The organism is Allobosea sp. GW821-FHT10B12 (assembly GCF_059415545.1).
The window spans coordinates 526,841-540,139 of the sequence record NZ_JBWKNL010000003.1; the positions used below are offsets into that span (position 1 = coordinate 526,841).

A 13,299-nucleotide genomic window follows, 5' to 3' on the forward strand; every position below is an offset into this window, starting at 1 on the left:
GGCGGTCACAGCACGTCCCTGGCGTCGAAATTGACGATGACGTCGCGCCAATCGTCGTAATAGGCGGCAAATTGCGCGGGAATGCGCAGCGGCGAGCAGCGACGCGTCGCCGTCAGCGCCGAATCCGCCGCGACCCTGAAGAGCGGGTCGGACGAAGAATTGGTCACGCTCGCCTGGCCGATCAGCGAGCCGTCGGTGTTGAGCTTCATCCTGACCTGCGGCACCACCGGCTTCGGCGCGCTCTGCAGCGCGATCGGCACGTTCCAGCACTTCTGCAGCTGGTCCTGGATGATGCCCATCAATTGCGCCCTGAGCGAGGGCGAGAGCTTCTGCGAGGAGCCGGTCTGGGTGCCGAGCGAGGCGGTACGGTTGATCTGCGGCGCGCTCGCGCCCGAGGACTGCGCCTGCTCCTTCGACTGCAGCAGCTTGGCGATGTCGTTCGGGTTGAAGTTCTTGGCGATCTCGGCCTCGCGCTTGGCCTTGGCCTCGGCCTCCCGCTTCGCCTTGGCTTCGGCGGCAATCTTGGCCTTCTGCTCGGCTTCCGCCTTGGCCTTGGCCTCCGCTATCGCCTTCTCCTTGGCTGCCTTGGCTGCCTCGGCCTTAGCCTGCGCTTCCGCCTCGGCCTTGGCCTTGGCGGCGGCCTTGGCCTCCTGCTCGGCCTGCTTGGCCTTGCGTTCGAGCTCGGCCTCCTCGGCGAGCTTCGCCAGCTCCTCGCGGCGCTGCTCTTCCTCGCGTGCGGCAGCCTGCTCGGATTTCTGCGGCGGCTGCTTTACCGGCTCGGCCGGCGGAGTCGGCCTCGGAGTCGGGCGCGCCGGCGGCAGCGGCGCCGCGACATTGTCATCGGCAACCTTGAGCTCGGGCGGGCGCGAGGGCGGCGCCGGCGTGTCCTGCTTGGCCTCGCCCGCTTCCTTGCGCTCGACGATCTCGGACTGGCGCTCGGCCCGCTGCTGCGGCTGCTCCTGCACCTTCTCGGCCTGGCGCTCGCCGCGCGTCACCTGGTTCAGCGCCGAGGGATCGATCACCTCGACGGCGATCGCCTCCTGGTGCTCCGGCAACGGCGCCACGCCGGAAAACGCCAGCAACCCCGCGACCAGAACGGTCGCGTGGGCAAGGGCGGAAACCGCCAAGCCGGGTTCGGAACGCGAGACCATCAACGCGACGGCACCTTCTCGTTCAACGCGAATGCGGCTCGGTGACCAGCGCCACGCGCCTGAAGCCGGCGCTGGTGATGGTCGCCATCACCGAGGCGACACGGCCGTAATCGACCTGCTTGTGGCCGCGCACATAGATGCGCTCGTCGGTGCCCTGCTTGGCGATGCCTTGCAGCTTCTGCACCAGGTCGGGCTCGAGCGTCGGCTGGTCTTGCAGGAAGATCTGACCCTTGTCGTCGATGGCGATGGTGATCGGCTTCTGATCGACATTGATCGGCTTGGCGCCGGTCTGCGGCAGGTCGATCGGCACGCCGGTCGCGATCAGCGGCGCGGCGACCATGAAGATGATCAGCAACACCAGCATGACGTCGATGAACGGCGTCATGTTGATTTCGGCGATGGCCCCATGGCGACGGGGCCGGCGGCGGCGCCCCCCGGCCTTGGGACTGGCTGCGGCTGACATACCCATTGTTCAGGCCCTCACGCCGCCAGGCGTTCGTCGATCTGCCGCGACAGGATCGCGGAGAACTCGTCGGCGAAGGCTTCGAGCCGGTTCTGCGCCTTGGCGACCTCGGCCTGCAGCTTGTTGTAGGCCATCAGCGCCGGGATCGCGGCGAACAGGCCGATCGCGGTGGCGAACAGCGCCTCGGCGATGCCGGGCGCGACGACTGCCAGCGAGGAATTCTTCGAGACCGCGATGGCGGTGAACGAGTTCATGATGCCCCAGACCGTGCCGAACAGGCCGATGAACGGCGCGGCCGAGGCGATGGTCGAGAGCACGAGCAGCTTCGATTCCAGCCGCTCCGCCTCGCGCTGAATGGTGACGTCGAGCACCTTGTCGATGCGCGCCGACAGGCTCGCGACCGAGCGCCCGCCATTCTCGAAGGAGCGCTTCCACTCGCGCATCGCCGCGACGAAGACGGCCGCCATGTCGTTGACCGGCCGGTTTGCGAGGTCGCGATAGAGCTCCTCCAGCGAACGGCCCGACCAGAACACCTCCTCGAACGCATCCATGTCCTGGCGCGTGCGGCGGTAGAGCAAGGTCTTGTCGATGATGATCGACCAGCACCAGATCGACGCGGCCAGCAGCCCCATCATCACGAGCTTGACGACGATATGGGCGTGCCAGAACAGCGACCAGAAAGACATGTCGATCTGCGGCGCGGCCTGCGCGATCTCCACGGCGGGGTTCATCCTGTCATCCTTCTGCCTGGCAGGCGCGAAACCGTGCTCGGCCCGCGCAGCCCACTCTTCGCGCCGCGAAACTCGCGCCGCCGCCCGTTTCTGCGCTCCGGGGATATGCCGTTGACACCATTTACCGCTGAATTCGGCGAAAGATGGGCCAAACGGCGGTGCTCGCGTTGCGCCTGGGGCCTTCTGTCCCGTTAAATCCGGGTCAAGGTTAAGGGGCGGCATGGTTAATATCGCGTTATGACGGCCATGCGGCCATCGCGAGGGGGCGGTCTGCGACTGCTCGGACCAGACGCAAGGGCATCGCCGAAACATCGAAAGCAACGCGCTAAAACGCCAACGGCCCGCTTCCGTGAGGAAGCGGGCCGCCGACGGTCGTCAGCTCTGAAAAGGGGCGATCAGGCGCTTTCGACAGTATCCGTGCCGTTGTTGTTGCGACGGCGCTCGTTCATGAAGTCGTCGAACTCGGCCTTGTCCTTGGCCATGCGCAGCCGACCGAGGAAATCGTGGAATTCGCGCTGCTCGTCCTCGAGACGGCGCAAGGTCTCGTCGCGATACTCGTCGAAGGCACGGTTGCCGCTCGACGACGGGCCGCGGCCCCAGCCGCCGCCAAAACCGCCACGGCCACCCCACTGCTGGGCACCGCCCATGCGTTCGCGCAGGCGCTCCATCTTGTCCTGCAGGCGATTCATCCGGTGCTCGTAGCGAGCCGGTCCGCAACCATGTCCCATGCGTCCACTCCAGAAAAGAAAGGCCAGGGTCGCCAGACCCAGCGGCCAGAAGATGATGAAGCCGAGCACCGCGAAGGCGATCCAGGCTCCCTTTCCATATTCGTCAAGCTTCGCGACGATCGGCATCGATCCCTCTCGAACTCGAAAGGCAGCGGCGGATGCCGCTGCCGGCCAACCTCCCGATCGGCCTTCGCCGACCGTGTGAATGTAAATCACATTCACATATCTGGACGCAACTGCCAAGGCTTTCAAGACAGCCGGATCAAAATTTTCCGCGGAACGTCAGACGGCTTGATCGGGGGGCAGGCCCAAGCCTTTGAGATAAACCAGCATTCCAGCCTCGAGTAGATCTGCGGCCGACATCGGCAGCGGCCGCCGGCCGGCATCGGCGCGACCAAACAGCGCCGCTACGCCGTGCGACATCGCCCAGATATGCAGCGCCATCATCAGCGCCGGTGGCCGCTTTCCTTGCGGTAGTACCGCGATCAACGTCTCCGCGGCCTGGCGCAATTGCTGGAAGGCGCGATCGGCCGCGGCGCGCAATTCCGGGCTCGCGTCGAGCGGGACACCGGCCTCGAACATCGCAGAGTAGAACGCAGGCTGATCATGGGCGAAGGCGAGATAGGCCGGACCAAGCCGGTGGAAGGCCGTCTCGGCATCCGGCTTGCCACCGTTCCAAGCCTTGGCCAGGGCTGCCTCGAAGGCAGTGAACCCTCGCACCGCGACATCGGCCAGCAGCTCATCACGATCGCGATAGTGCCGGTAGGGCGCCGCCGGGCTGACGCCTGCCATGCGCGCGGCCTCGGCGAAGGTGAAGCCGTTCGGGCCCTTCTCGCCGATCAGCCCCAAGGCGGCGCGCACCAGCGCCTCCTTGAGATTGCCGTGGTGATAGCCCCGCGGCTGCTCGGGCTCGTTGCGTTTCCAGCTCATGTTACGGGCCCTAACATGGCGATCTGCCAGCGTCGATGCCAGCGGCAGCAGGAGCGATCAGAGGATTTCAAGGCCGAGGCGATGCCTGAGGACATCGGGGATGCGCCGAGCCTTGCCGCCCCCGACGCAGGCGACCTTGACCTGTGCCGTGATCAGCACCTCCTCGCCACGCAGGATGCGCTGGTCGAGTTCCATGGTGGCGCCGCGCGCCAGCGTCGGCCTGGTCTCGACCGTGAGCAGATCGTCCATCACCGCCGGCCTGACGAAATCGATCAGCATGCGCCGGACCGCGAAGCCGAGCGCCGCGTCACCGTCGAACAACTCGCGCTGCTCGATGCCGAGCGCCCGGATCAGCTCGGTCCGGCCACGCTCCATGAAGCGCAGATAGGAGGCGTGATAGACGACGCCCGAGAAGTCGGTGTCCTCGTAGTAGACGCGGATGGAGATGCTGTGGGCGCCGGCCATGATCGTCCTTCTGCAAGATGGCGCGCGATCTTTAGACCGGCCTTGCCCGCATGAACAACCGTAGCCCGGGCTCGGAACCCGATCGCTCCCGTCTCGTTCCAGCCCAGGAACGAGACGGAGATGGCGATGCGTAAGCTGAAACAGGCAGCTCAGCGCGCGAAAGCGCGCCGGGATCTGAAGGAGAAGAAGCAGCCGGCGGAAGCTATCCGCCACGACGGGCCGGCGAAGAAGTCGATGAAAGCGGGTCGACGGAACGGTCATTCGCCTCCCGGACCCGCCTCGAACGCCGGCGAAGGACTCGACCGGAAGGTCACCCTCCATTGAACGCGCGTCAGCGCTTGCAGGGCTTGCCCATGAACGAGCCGCAATCATAGGGCTGCGACAGCGCGGCGCGGATCGAATGCGCCTTCCCGTCGATGCGGTTGACGATATCGTCGATGCGCCAGCCGCCGCCTTCCTCCACCATCAGGAAACGGACAGCCATCTTCTGTCCGAAGCTGCGGAAGGAGGCGACGACCCGAGCCCGCCCGCGCGAGGCTTTGCCGGCGAGACCGACCTGCAGATCCTTGAGTTCGCCATCCTGGCCGTTGATGAAGGGATCGGCCCCGACATGGCCGATATCGCCGCTCTCGTCCTGGAAGAGGTCATCGCGGGCGAACAGCGCTGCCAGGCTCTTGCTCATCAGCCGGTCGCGATGCGGCGGCCGCCAGGGCGGCTCGCCGCTACCGTCCAGTGTCTTCTGCGTGACCTCATAGGCCTTGCGCACCGTGGCGTCGGGTGTCGGCTCGGCGGCATGGGCCACCGCCGGCAGCAAGCCGCATGACACGACGACCAAGGCGAGAATCGTCATCCGCAGAAAGGACAATCGCGCCTGATTCATCATGGTTTCGGTTCCGATCGCCCGAACGACTCCGGCATCATTGCACATGCGGAGGAGCATGACTTGCGTCCTTCAGAGCAGGGAAATGACGCACTCCAGCCATGACAGATGCGTGACTGGTCGACCGCTATGCTGCTCGCCTTCTTCTCGTCCCCCTATCAAGCAGAAGCAAAACGGTCCCCCAGATGAGATACGGCACTGCGTAGATCGGCAACAGGATCGACCCGCCAAGCCAGGCAACCTCAGGCTCGCTCGACTTGGCTCCGAGCGCTGGGAGTATCCAGATTTCGACCTGCTCCCCCAGCAGGGGCGGATCGACAGCCGTCACGACCAGGGACAAATGATTGCGCCCTCGCTCGAAAACGGCGCTCGACGCGGAGTGTTCGCCGCTCCCTGCAAGCGGGGCAAAACCGCGAGCCGTACCCGTCGCCGCATAAGCGATCGTCCGCCCTGCAGCGTAACGCACGGCCTCCTGCCAGGATGGCCGGACTTCGATCTCGAGGCGCGCGACGCCTTCCGGCGGCTCGCTCTTGTCAGAAGCATTGCGCGCAGGAAACCGGTTCCGCGGAATCCACGCCTCCATCCGCAGTGGGCCGCGATTGAGGCGCAGGACCGAAACCGCAACCGTTTCACCGAGCTTGAGCCTCAAAGGAGCGATTGGTGTTTGGCTCGCAATGGAAGCGAGGACGGCATAGCCAAGAAGCAGAAGGCCGACGGTGAAGAAGAGCCCCCACCTCAGCCGCATCAGCCCTCTCCGTCCTCATCCCCGAACAGGCCGAACTGCGCGCCCTCCCGATTAGGCTCGGGCATGCCGAGATGCCGGAAAGCGTGGGGCGTCAGCAGCCGCCCACGCGGGGTACGCTGGATGAAGCCCTGCTGCAGCAGGAACGGCTCGATGATCTCCTCGATCGCGTCGCGCGGCTCCGAGAGCGAGGCGGCGATGGTCTCGATCCCGACCGGCCCGCCGCCGAAGTTGATCGCGACGGTGGTGAGGTAGCGCCGGTCCATCTGGTCGAGGCCGATCGCGTCGACATCGAGCAGGCCGAGCGCCTTGTCGGCGACCTTGCGGGTGACGATCGCATCGCCGTCGACGATGGCGAAGTCGCGCACCCGGCGCAGCAGGCGCCCGGCGATGCGCGGCGTCCCGCGCGAGCGCTTGGCGATCTCGTTAGCGCCGTCATCCGACATCGGCACGCCGAGCACCCGCGCCCCGCGCGCGACGATGCCCTGCAATTCCTCGACCGTGTAGAACTGCAGCCGGATCGGAATGCCGAAGCGGTCGCGCAAAGGCGTGGTCAAAAGGCCAGCGCGGGTAGTGGCGCCGACCAGAGTGAACTTCGGCAGGTCGATCTTGACCGAGCGTGCCGCCGGCCCCTCGCCGATGATCAGGTCGAGCTGATAGTCCTCCATCGCCGGATAGAGGATTTCCTCCACCGCCGGGTTGAGGCGGTGGATCTCGTCGATGAAGAGCACGTCGCGCTCTTCGAGATTGGTCAGTTGCGCCGCGAGGTCGCCGGCCTTGGCGATGACCGGCCCGGAGGTCGAGCGGAAGCTGACACCGAGCTCGCGCGCCACGATCTGCGCCAGCGTCGTCTTGCCGAGGCCGGGCGGGCCGACGAACAGGACATGGTCGAGCGCATCGCCGCGCGTGCGGGCGGCATTGATGAAGACCTGCAGATTGGCGCGCGCCGCCGCCTGCCCGGTGAAATCGGCGAGCGAAAGTGGCCGCAGCGAGGCCTCGCTGTCGTCGTCGCGCTTGTCCGCCGTCATCAGGCCCGGACGCTTCGGCTCACTCACAATTCGATCTCCAGCTCCAGCGCGTCATGCACCGGAATGTCCTGGTAGCCGGTCTTGATGATCGTCGGAACCATGGCGCGATAGGCGTCGATCGCCTCGACATAGAGCCCGGAGAAGCGGAAACCGTGCTTCTGGTAGAACACCAGCGCCGGCATGTTGTCGTTGGTCAGCATCGCCCTGAGCTTGCGCGCGCCGGCCGCCTTCGCTGCCGCCTTCACCGCCTCGAGCATACGCGAGGCCGCGCCCTCCCCCTCCTTGAGGGAGTGCAGCGCGCACAGCACCGCGATATCGCCGTCGCGCGCCCAGCTCGCGACCGCCAGCAATTCGCCCTCGGCGGTGAACATGCCGATCAGGGGCAGTTCGGCGCAATCGTAGAGCTTCGAGCCGATCATCATGCGGTGCGAGCCCCAGTGCCGCATCATCAATGCGAGGAACGCCGACTTGTCGGCGATCTCCCGGAAGATCACCGTCGGTCCCTTGCTCATTTCGCCAGCTCCTTGAGGCCGAGCCGGATCAGCTGCGCCGTGCCGGCCCCCTCGCCCGCCTCGCGCGAGGCCGCAGCGACCGCCGCCACGGCCTGCGCCTGCGGGTAGCCGAGATTGGTCAGCGCCGAGACGGCGTCCGCCACCGGCTGCGGCAGCCTCTTGTCCTCGAGCGCGCCGGAGAGCTGCGCCAGCGCCGGATCGACATGGCCGAAGGCCGGCGCCTTGTCCTTGAGCTCGGCACAGATGCGCTGGGCGAGCTTGGGGCCGACGCCGGGCGCGCGCGCCACCGCCGCCTTGTCGTTGCTGGCGATCGCGGTGGCGAGCGCGCCGGGCTCGAGCGTCGAGAGGATCGCGAGCGCGACCTTGGCGCCGACGCCCTGCACCATCTGCATCAGCCGGAACCAGTCGCGCTCGGTATCCGACATGAAGCCGTAGAGCCGGATCGCGTCCTCGCGGACATGGGTCTCGATCGACAACGCCGCCGCCTCGCCGATCTTGGGCAGGCGCTGCAGCGTGCGCGAGGAGCACTGCACGACATAGCCGACGCCCTGCACGTCGACGATGACATGGTCCTCGCCATACGAATCGATGAGGCCCTTGAGCTTTCCGATCATGCCTCCTGTTAGCATGGCGGCAGCCCGCCGCCAGACCGGATCATTCGCGGCGATCATGCGTTCTCCACCGGCGATCTCGGGGAGCTCGATGTGCTGACGAAGACGAGGGATCTGCGGACCGGCCGTTCGGTCTGGCAGGGCAAGCGGCCACCGCGCTTTCCGAGGCACGAGATCACCGGCGATACGCAAGCCGGTGTCGTGATCATCGGCGCCGGCATCTCCGGCGCGATGCAGGCCGAGGCGCTGAGCGCCGCCGGCTTCGACGTGCTGGTCGTCGACCGGCGCGGCCCGATCCGCGGCTCGACGCCGGCGAGCACCGCTTTGCTGCAATACGAGATCGACCAGCCCCTGACCAAGCTCACGCGCCAGATCGGCGAGGATGCCGCCATCCGCGCCTGGCGCCGCTCGCGTCTCGCCGTGGACGGACTGGCGGCTCGAATCCGGGAGCTCGCGATCGCGCCCATCACCCGCCGCGACTCGCTCTACCTCGCGGGCGATGTGCTGGATGTCGCAGCATTGCGGCATGAGCATCGGGCCCGCCGTCACGCCGGCATCGAGAACGCCTTTCTCGATGCTGCGACGCTGGGCGAGCGCTTCGGCATCGATCGCGAAGCGGCGTTGCTGGGCTACGACAATCTCGAGGCCGATCCGGTCGTGCTCGCCACCGGCTTCCTCCGCGCCGCAATCTCTCGAGGCGCCCGCCTCGCATGGCCGGTCGAGATCGTCGACCTCGATGCGAAGCCACGCTCCGTCAGCCTGCGCACGAAAGGGGGACGCCACATCCGCTGTCGACACCTCGTCTTCGCCACCGGCTACGAACTTCCGTTCGGAAAGCTGCCCAAGGGCCACGAGGTCCTTTCGACCTGGGCGCTGGCGACCATCCCGCAAAAGAAACGGCTCTGGCCCGAGTGTTGTTTCATCTGGGAAGCGTCCGACCCCTACCTCTACATGCGCAGCACCCGCGACGGCCGCGTCATCTGCGGCGGCGAGGACGAGGATTTCGTCGACGAAGACAAACGCGACGCTCTGATCGAGCGGAAGACAGAGGCCATCCGGCGCAAGCTCGGCCAGCTCCTGCCGCAGCTCTCGACGGAGGTCGACTACACCTGGACCGGCACCTTCGGCGCCTCCGCGACCGGCCTGCCGACCATCGGCGAGATGCCGGATATCCGGAATTGCTGGGCGGTGATGGGCTTTGGCGGCAACGGCATCACCTATAGCCGCATCGGCGCCGAGATCGTCCGCTCCGGCCTCACCGGCAAAGGCGATCCGGATGCCGAGCTCTACGCCTTCCGCAGCTGATATTGCGCCAGCAGCGCCCGGGCACCGCGGTGCTGGGCATGGCAGATCGCGACGGCGAGGGCATCAGCCGCGTCGGCGCTTCGCGTCTCGGCCCTGGGCAACAGCACGCGGATCATCGCCTGCACCTGCTTCTTGTCCGCATGACCGACGCCGACCACGGTCTTCTTCACCAGATTGGCGGCATATTCGGCGACGTCGAGCCCGGCCAAGGCCGGCACGACCAGCGCGATGCCGCGCGCCTGGCCGAGCTTCAGCGCCGATTGCGGATCGCGATTGACGAAGGTTTCCTCGACCGCGACCTCCTGCGGCTGATGCCGCGCGATCACGCCGGCGATGCCCTCGTGCAATTGCCGCAGGCGGTCGGCGAGCGGCTGCTTCTCGTCGCTCTCGACCACGCCGCAGGCGACGAAGGAAAGCTTCGTCCCCTCGCTGATGACGACGCCCCAGCCGGTCTTCCTGAGACCGGGATCGAGGCCGAGAATGCGAATCGGATCGGACATCGGCGCAGACTAGATGATTTCACCTGCCGTGGATGGATGAACGGCAGTCATCGCTGTCATCACCGCAACGGGGGTTGATCGTATCGCCCCTTCCGTGAAGGAAAGAAAATCCTTCTCCGGCGATCCGATGACAGCTCTCCTGATCTCGCTCTTTCCCGGTGTCACGCTCGACGGCATCGCCGTCCTGATCGGCGCGACCCTGCTCGGCGGGCTGGTCCGCGGCTTCACCGGCTTCGGCTTCGCCATGGTGTTCATGCCGCTGGCTTCGATCGTGCTCGGCCCGGTCGCGGCGCTCGGCCTGATCTGGGTGATCGACCTGCCCTTCGCCCTGCCGCTGGCGGCGCGCTCGGCCAAGCGGGCGGAATGGAGCGAGGTGATCCCGCTCCTGATCGCCGCGACGCTGACCCTGCCGCTCGGCATCGCCCTGCTCACCTGGCTCGATCGCGAGACCATGCGCTGGCTGCTGGCGCTGCTCGTGCTCGCTGCCGTCGCGCTGATGGCTTCGGGCTGGCGCTATCACGGCAAGCCCGGCATCCCGCTCTCGCTCGGCGTCGGCGCAGCCTCGGGCCTCTGCAACGGGCTCGCCAGCATCGGCGGCATGCCGCTCGCCGTGTTCTGGCTCGGCGCCCAGCGCAACGACCGGCACAAGACCCGCGCCAACCTGCAGACCTATTTCGGGCTGAGCACCGTGGTCAGCGGCGCGGTTCTCTGGCTCAAGAGCATCATCACCTTCACCTCGCTGGTGATGGCGCTCCCGCTTTTCGCCGTCTATGGCGTCGGCCTCTGGCTCGGCACGCACGCCTTCGGCCTGGCCTCGGAGCAGACCTTCCGGCGCATCGCCTATCTGACGATTTTCCTGAGCGCGCTCGTCAGCCTGCCGTTCTGGGACGGGCTGATCGGGCGATGACGAAAGCCGTTATGCCCGGGTCAGCCCGAGCATGACCATGGACAGAGCTCAGCCGAGCTTGGCCATGATGTCGTCGGCGATCTCGAAATTGGCGAAGACGTTCTGGACGTCGTCGTCATTGTCGAGCGCCTCCATCAATTTCATCATCGACGCCGCCTTCTCCTCGTCGAGCGGCGCCGTGGTGGTCGGCCGCCAGACCGGCTTGGCCGAAGCCGGCGCGCCGAGCGACGCTTCGAGAGCCTTGGAGACCTCGTTCAGGGCATCGAAGGCGCACAGGATGGTGTGGCCGTTCTCGTCCGAGATCACATCATCGGCGCCGGCCTCGATCGCGGCCTCCATCACCTTGTCGGCATCGCCCGCTTCCGGCGGATAGCTGATCTCGCCGACGCGGTTGAACATGAACGAAACCGAGTTGCTCTCGCCCATCGCTCCACCGGATTTGGTGAAGTAGGAGCGGACGGCGGAGGCGGTGCGGTTGCGATTGTCGGTCAGCGCCTCGACGATCACGGCGGTGCCGCCGGGGCCGTAGCCCTCATAGCGGACCTCGTCATAGTTCTCGCCCTCGCCGCCGAGCGCCTTCTTGATGGCGCGCTCGATATTGTCCTTCGGCATGTTCTCGGCCCGCGCCGCGAGCACGGCCATGCGCAGGCGCGGATTCATGTTCGGGTCGGGCATGCCCATCTTGGCGGCGACAGTGATTTCACGGGCCAGCTTCGAGAACAGCTTGGAGCGCACCGCATCCTGCTTGCCCTTGCGGTGCATGATGTTCTTGAACTGTGAATGGCCGGCCATACGCCCTGTTCTCCGCTGTTTATGCGCCGGCCGGCTTATACTCAGCCGGCTCGTGGCGAGGCAAGCACCGTCATTTCATCGCCGAAGACCGAAATCCGCCCCGCGCTTAAGCGTTTGTTGGCAAGTCCCGACCACTCTTGGCAGGCAATACTTCCGGAAAACCGCGTCCAGACAGCGCATGAGCCATATCATAGCCGAGCATACCGCGCGTCTGCGAACCTTTCGGATCGATGCCGTCGATATCGATCTGCTGCACCAGCAGGCCGGTTTCGCGAGCACGCGTCTGCCGACCTTGCTTCCCGAGCTGCATGAGCGCTTCGAGACCTGGCCGGAGATACTGGACGTGATGAAACGCCCCGAAGTGCATGAGCTCCGGCTCGCGCACTGGATCAGGCTGGTTTCGGGCGAACTCGAGGAGGGCTATCTGCAATCGGCGCACGCCCTCGCCAGCGCCTTCAACGACAATGGCGTTCCCGTTCATGCGGTCGCGATCTGTCACGCGATCGTCGGCAATGCGATCGGCGCCGAGCTCGGCCTGCTACGCGATGGCCTCGCCAAGCTCAGCCACTTCTGGCAGGCCAAGGAATACAATCGGCGCATCGCGCTCCGGGCCGCCTTGCAGAAGGCGGTGCAACTCGATCTCGAACTGCTGCTCGAGACCTATACCCATGTCCAGCGCCAGAGCCGCGACCGCAGCCTGCGCGAGATCTCGACCTTCGAGGTCACGGTCCGCGACGTCGTCGGCACCGTTACCGGCGGCGCCCGCGTCGTCGAGGAGATGGCGCACAAGATGAACGGCGTCGTGAAGGACACCGGCGTACAAGCCGTCGCCGCCGCCCGCGCTTCGGATGAGGCGTCCGAAAATGTCGGCAGCGTCGCCAGCGCCACCGAGGAGCTCTCGATTTCGCTCAGCCAGATTTCCGAGGAAGTCGCCCGCGCGACGACCAAGGCGCATGCCGCCAGCACGGCAGCACTGCGGACCGAAACGATCGTCAAGAGTCTTGCCCAATCTGCGCAGACGATCGGCGCCGTCGTCGACCTGATCCGCGACATCGCCGAACAGACCAATCTGCTGGCGCTCAACGCCACGATCGAGGCGGCCCGCGCCGGCGAGGCTGGCCGCGGCTTCGCCGTCGTCGCCCAGGAGGTGAAGCAGTTGTCCGCGCGGACCGCCAAAGCGACCGACGAGATCGCAGCTCAGGTTCCGGCCATGCAGGCGGCGACACAGGAGGCGGTCGAAGCGATCGAGAGCATCGTCACCTTCGTCGGCGAGATGGATCAGACGACGCTGACGATCGCGAGCTCCGTCGACGAGCAGCGCGCAGCGACCCAGGAGATCGCCCGCAGCATCAATTTCGCCTCGCAGGGGACGCAGGACGTCGCGCAGGCAATCGCCAACGTCAACGACTCCGCCCAGACGGCCGGCATGGGCGTCGACGAAATGCTCGGTCTCGCCCAGGCACTGACGCGCCAAGCCGAAACCCTGACCGGAGCCTTCGAGAACCTGACCAGGCAGAACCGCGCCGCCTGAGCAGAGACCGTCACCGACCTGTC

At 66.4% G+C, this 13,299-nt stretch carries 17 protein-coding genes; 4 read left to right on the plus strand and 13 right to left on the minus strand.

Annotated elements, in window-relative coordinates; all coding sequences use genetic code 11:
• Positions 1 to 5: 5 nt before the first annotated feature.
• The 6 genes from tolA to ybgC all read right to left on the minus strand — a co-directional run bounded on the left by tolA (position 6) and on the right by ybgC (position 4,468).
• Positions 6 to 1,127, minus strand: a complete 1,122-nt coding sequence (tolA, locus tag AC07O0_RS12445) for a cell envelope integrity protein TolA (RefSeq protein ID WP_494623383.1) — start codon at positions 1,125 to 1,127, stop codon at positions 6 to 8.
• Positions 1,128 to 1,173: 46 nt separating this feature from the next.
• Positions 1,174 to 1,620: a protein TolR gene (gene tolR / locus AC07O0_RS12450; RefSeq protein ID WP_377800494.1), complete on the minus strand. Its 447-nt coding sequence runs from the start codon at positions 1,618 to 1,620 to the stop codon at positions 1,174 to 1,176.
• Between the two features lie 11 nt (positions 1,621 to 1,631).
• The gene (tolQ, locus tag AC07O0_RS12455) at positions 1,632 to 2,345 is read right to left on the minus strand and encodes a protein TolQ (protein WP_092156110.1); all 714 of its coding nucleotides are present in this window, start codon (positions 2,343 to 2,345) and stop codon (positions 1,632 to 1,634) included.
• Positions 2,346 to 2,740: 395 nt separating this feature from the next.
• Positions 2,741 to 3,325: a DUF2852 domain-containing protein gene (locus tag AC07O0_RS12460; protein WP_494623386.1), complete on the minus strand. Its 585-nt coding sequence runs from the start codon at positions 3,323 to 3,325 to the stop codon at positions 2,741 to 2,743.
• Positions 3,326 to 3,355: 30 nt separating this feature from the next.
• Entirely contained in the window at positions 3,356 to 4,003 is a 648-nt protein-coding gene (locus tag AC07O0_RS12465) for a TetR/AcrR family transcriptional regulator (protein WP_494623388.1), read from the minus strand.
• 57 nt (positions 4,004 to 4,060) lie between these two features.
• Positions 4,061 to 4,468: a tol-pal system-associated acyl-CoA thioesterase gene (gene ybgC / locus AC07O0_RS12470; protein ID WP_494623390.1), complete on the minus strand. Its 408-nt coding sequence runs from the start codon at positions 4,466 to 4,468 to the stop codon at positions 4,061 to 4,063.
• A gap of 120 nt (positions 4,469 to 4,588) precedes the next feature.
• On the opposite strand from ybgC, the gene AC07O0_RS12475 reads away from it, so the two are divergent.
• Entirely contained in the window at positions 4,589 to 4,792 is a 204-nt protein-coding gene (locus tag AC07O0_RS12475; RefSeq protein WP_494623392.1) for a hypothetical protein, read from the plus strand.
• A gap of 7 nt (positions 4,793 to 4,799) precedes the next feature.
• Here the strand turns inward: AC07O0_RS12475 and AC07O0_RS12480 are convergent, their stop codons facing one another.
• From AC07O0_RS12480 to ruvA, 5 genes are all read right to left on the minus strand, one after another.
• The gene (locus AC07O0_RS12480; RefSeq protein ID WP_494623394.1) at positions 4,800 to 5,351 is read right to left on the minus strand and encodes a DUF3828 domain-containing protein; all 552 of its coding nucleotides are present in this window, start codon (positions 5,349 to 5,351) and stop codon (positions 4,800 to 4,802) included.
• A 124-nt stretch (positions 5,352 to 5,475) separates the two neighbouring features.
• A complete protein-coding gene (locus tag AC07O0_RS12485; RefSeq protein ID WP_494623396.1) occupies positions 5,476 to 6,093 on the minus strand; it encodes a hypothetical protein in 618 nt (205 codons plus the stop codon).
• A complete protein-coding gene (gene ruvB / locus AC07O0_RS12490) occupies positions 6,093 to 7,118 on the minus strand; it encodes a Holliday junction branch migration DNA helicase RuvB (RefSeq protein ID WP_494624193.1) in 1,026 nt (341 codons plus the stop codon). Before ruvB ends, AC07O0_RS12485 begins: the two co-directional genes overlap by 1 nt.
• 23 nt (positions 7,119 to 7,141) lie before the next feature.
• Positions 7,142 to 7,630, minus strand: a complete 489-nt coding sequence (locus tag AC07O0_RS12495) for a GNAT family N-acetyltransferase (RefSeq protein WP_494623398.1) — start codon at positions 7,628 to 7,630, stop codon at positions 7,142 to 7,144.
• Positions 7,627 to 8,244, minus strand: a complete 618-nt coding sequence (gene ruvA / locus AC07O0_RS12500) for a Holliday junction branch migration protein RuvA (protein ID WP_494624195.1) — start codon at positions 8,242 to 8,244, stop codon at positions 7,627 to 7,629. The genes AC07O0_RS12495 and ruvA overlap by 4 nt, the downstream gene beginning before the upstream one ends.
• Before the next feature lie 90 nt (positions 8,245 to 8,334).
• Here ruvA and AC07O0_RS12505 point away from each other — a divergent pair, with 90 nt between their 5' ends.
• Positions 8,335 to 9,546 carry an NAD(P)/FAD-dependent oxidoreductase gene (locus AC07O0_RS12505; protein ID WP_494623400.1) on the plus strand — a complete coding sequence of 404 codons (1,212 nt, stop codon included), beginning with the start codon at positions 8,335 to 8,337 and terminating at the stop codon, positions 9,544 to 9,546.
• Here AC07O0_RS12505 and ruvC read toward each other — a convergent pair.
• A complete protein-coding gene (gene ruvC, locus AC07O0_RS12510) occupies positions 9,528 to 10,046 on the minus strand; it encodes a crossover junction endodeoxyribonuclease RuvC (RefSeq protein WP_494623402.1) in 519 nt (172 codons plus the stop codon). The genes AC07O0_RS12505 and ruvC overlap by 19 nt on opposite strands.
• A 127-nt stretch (positions 10,047 to 10,173) precedes the next feature.
• On the opposite strand from ruvC, the gene AC07O0_RS12515 reads away from it, so the two are divergent.
• Positions 10,174 to 10,953 (plus strand): sulfite exporter TauE/SafE family protein, encoded by a 780-nt coding sequence (locus tag AC07O0_RS12515; RefSeq protein ID WP_494623404.1) that lies wholly within the window; start codon positions 10,174 to 10,176, stop codon positions 10,951 to 10,953.
• 48 nt (positions 10,954 to 11,001) lie between these two features.
• On the opposite strand, the gene AC07O0_RS12520 is transcribed toward AC07O0_RS12515, so the two are convergent.
• Positions 11,002 to 11,745: a YebC/PmpR family DNA-binding transcriptional regulator gene (locus AC07O0_RS12520; RefSeq protein WP_494623406.1), complete on the minus strand. Its 744-nt coding sequence runs from the start codon at positions 11,743 to 11,745 to the stop codon at positions 11,002 to 11,004.
• A 178-nt stretch (positions 11,746 to 11,923) separates the two neighbouring features.
• Between AC07O0_RS12520 and AC07O0_RS12525 the strand changes: the two genes are divergently transcribed.
• The gene (locus AC07O0_RS12525) at positions 11,924 to 13,276 is read left to right on the plus strand and encodes a methyl-accepting chemotaxis protein (RefSeq protein ID WP_494623408.1); all 1,353 of its coding nucleotides are present in this window, start codon (positions 11,924 to 11,926) and stop codon (positions 13,274 to 13,276) included.
• Positions 13,277 to 13,299: the final 23 nt, after the last annotated feature.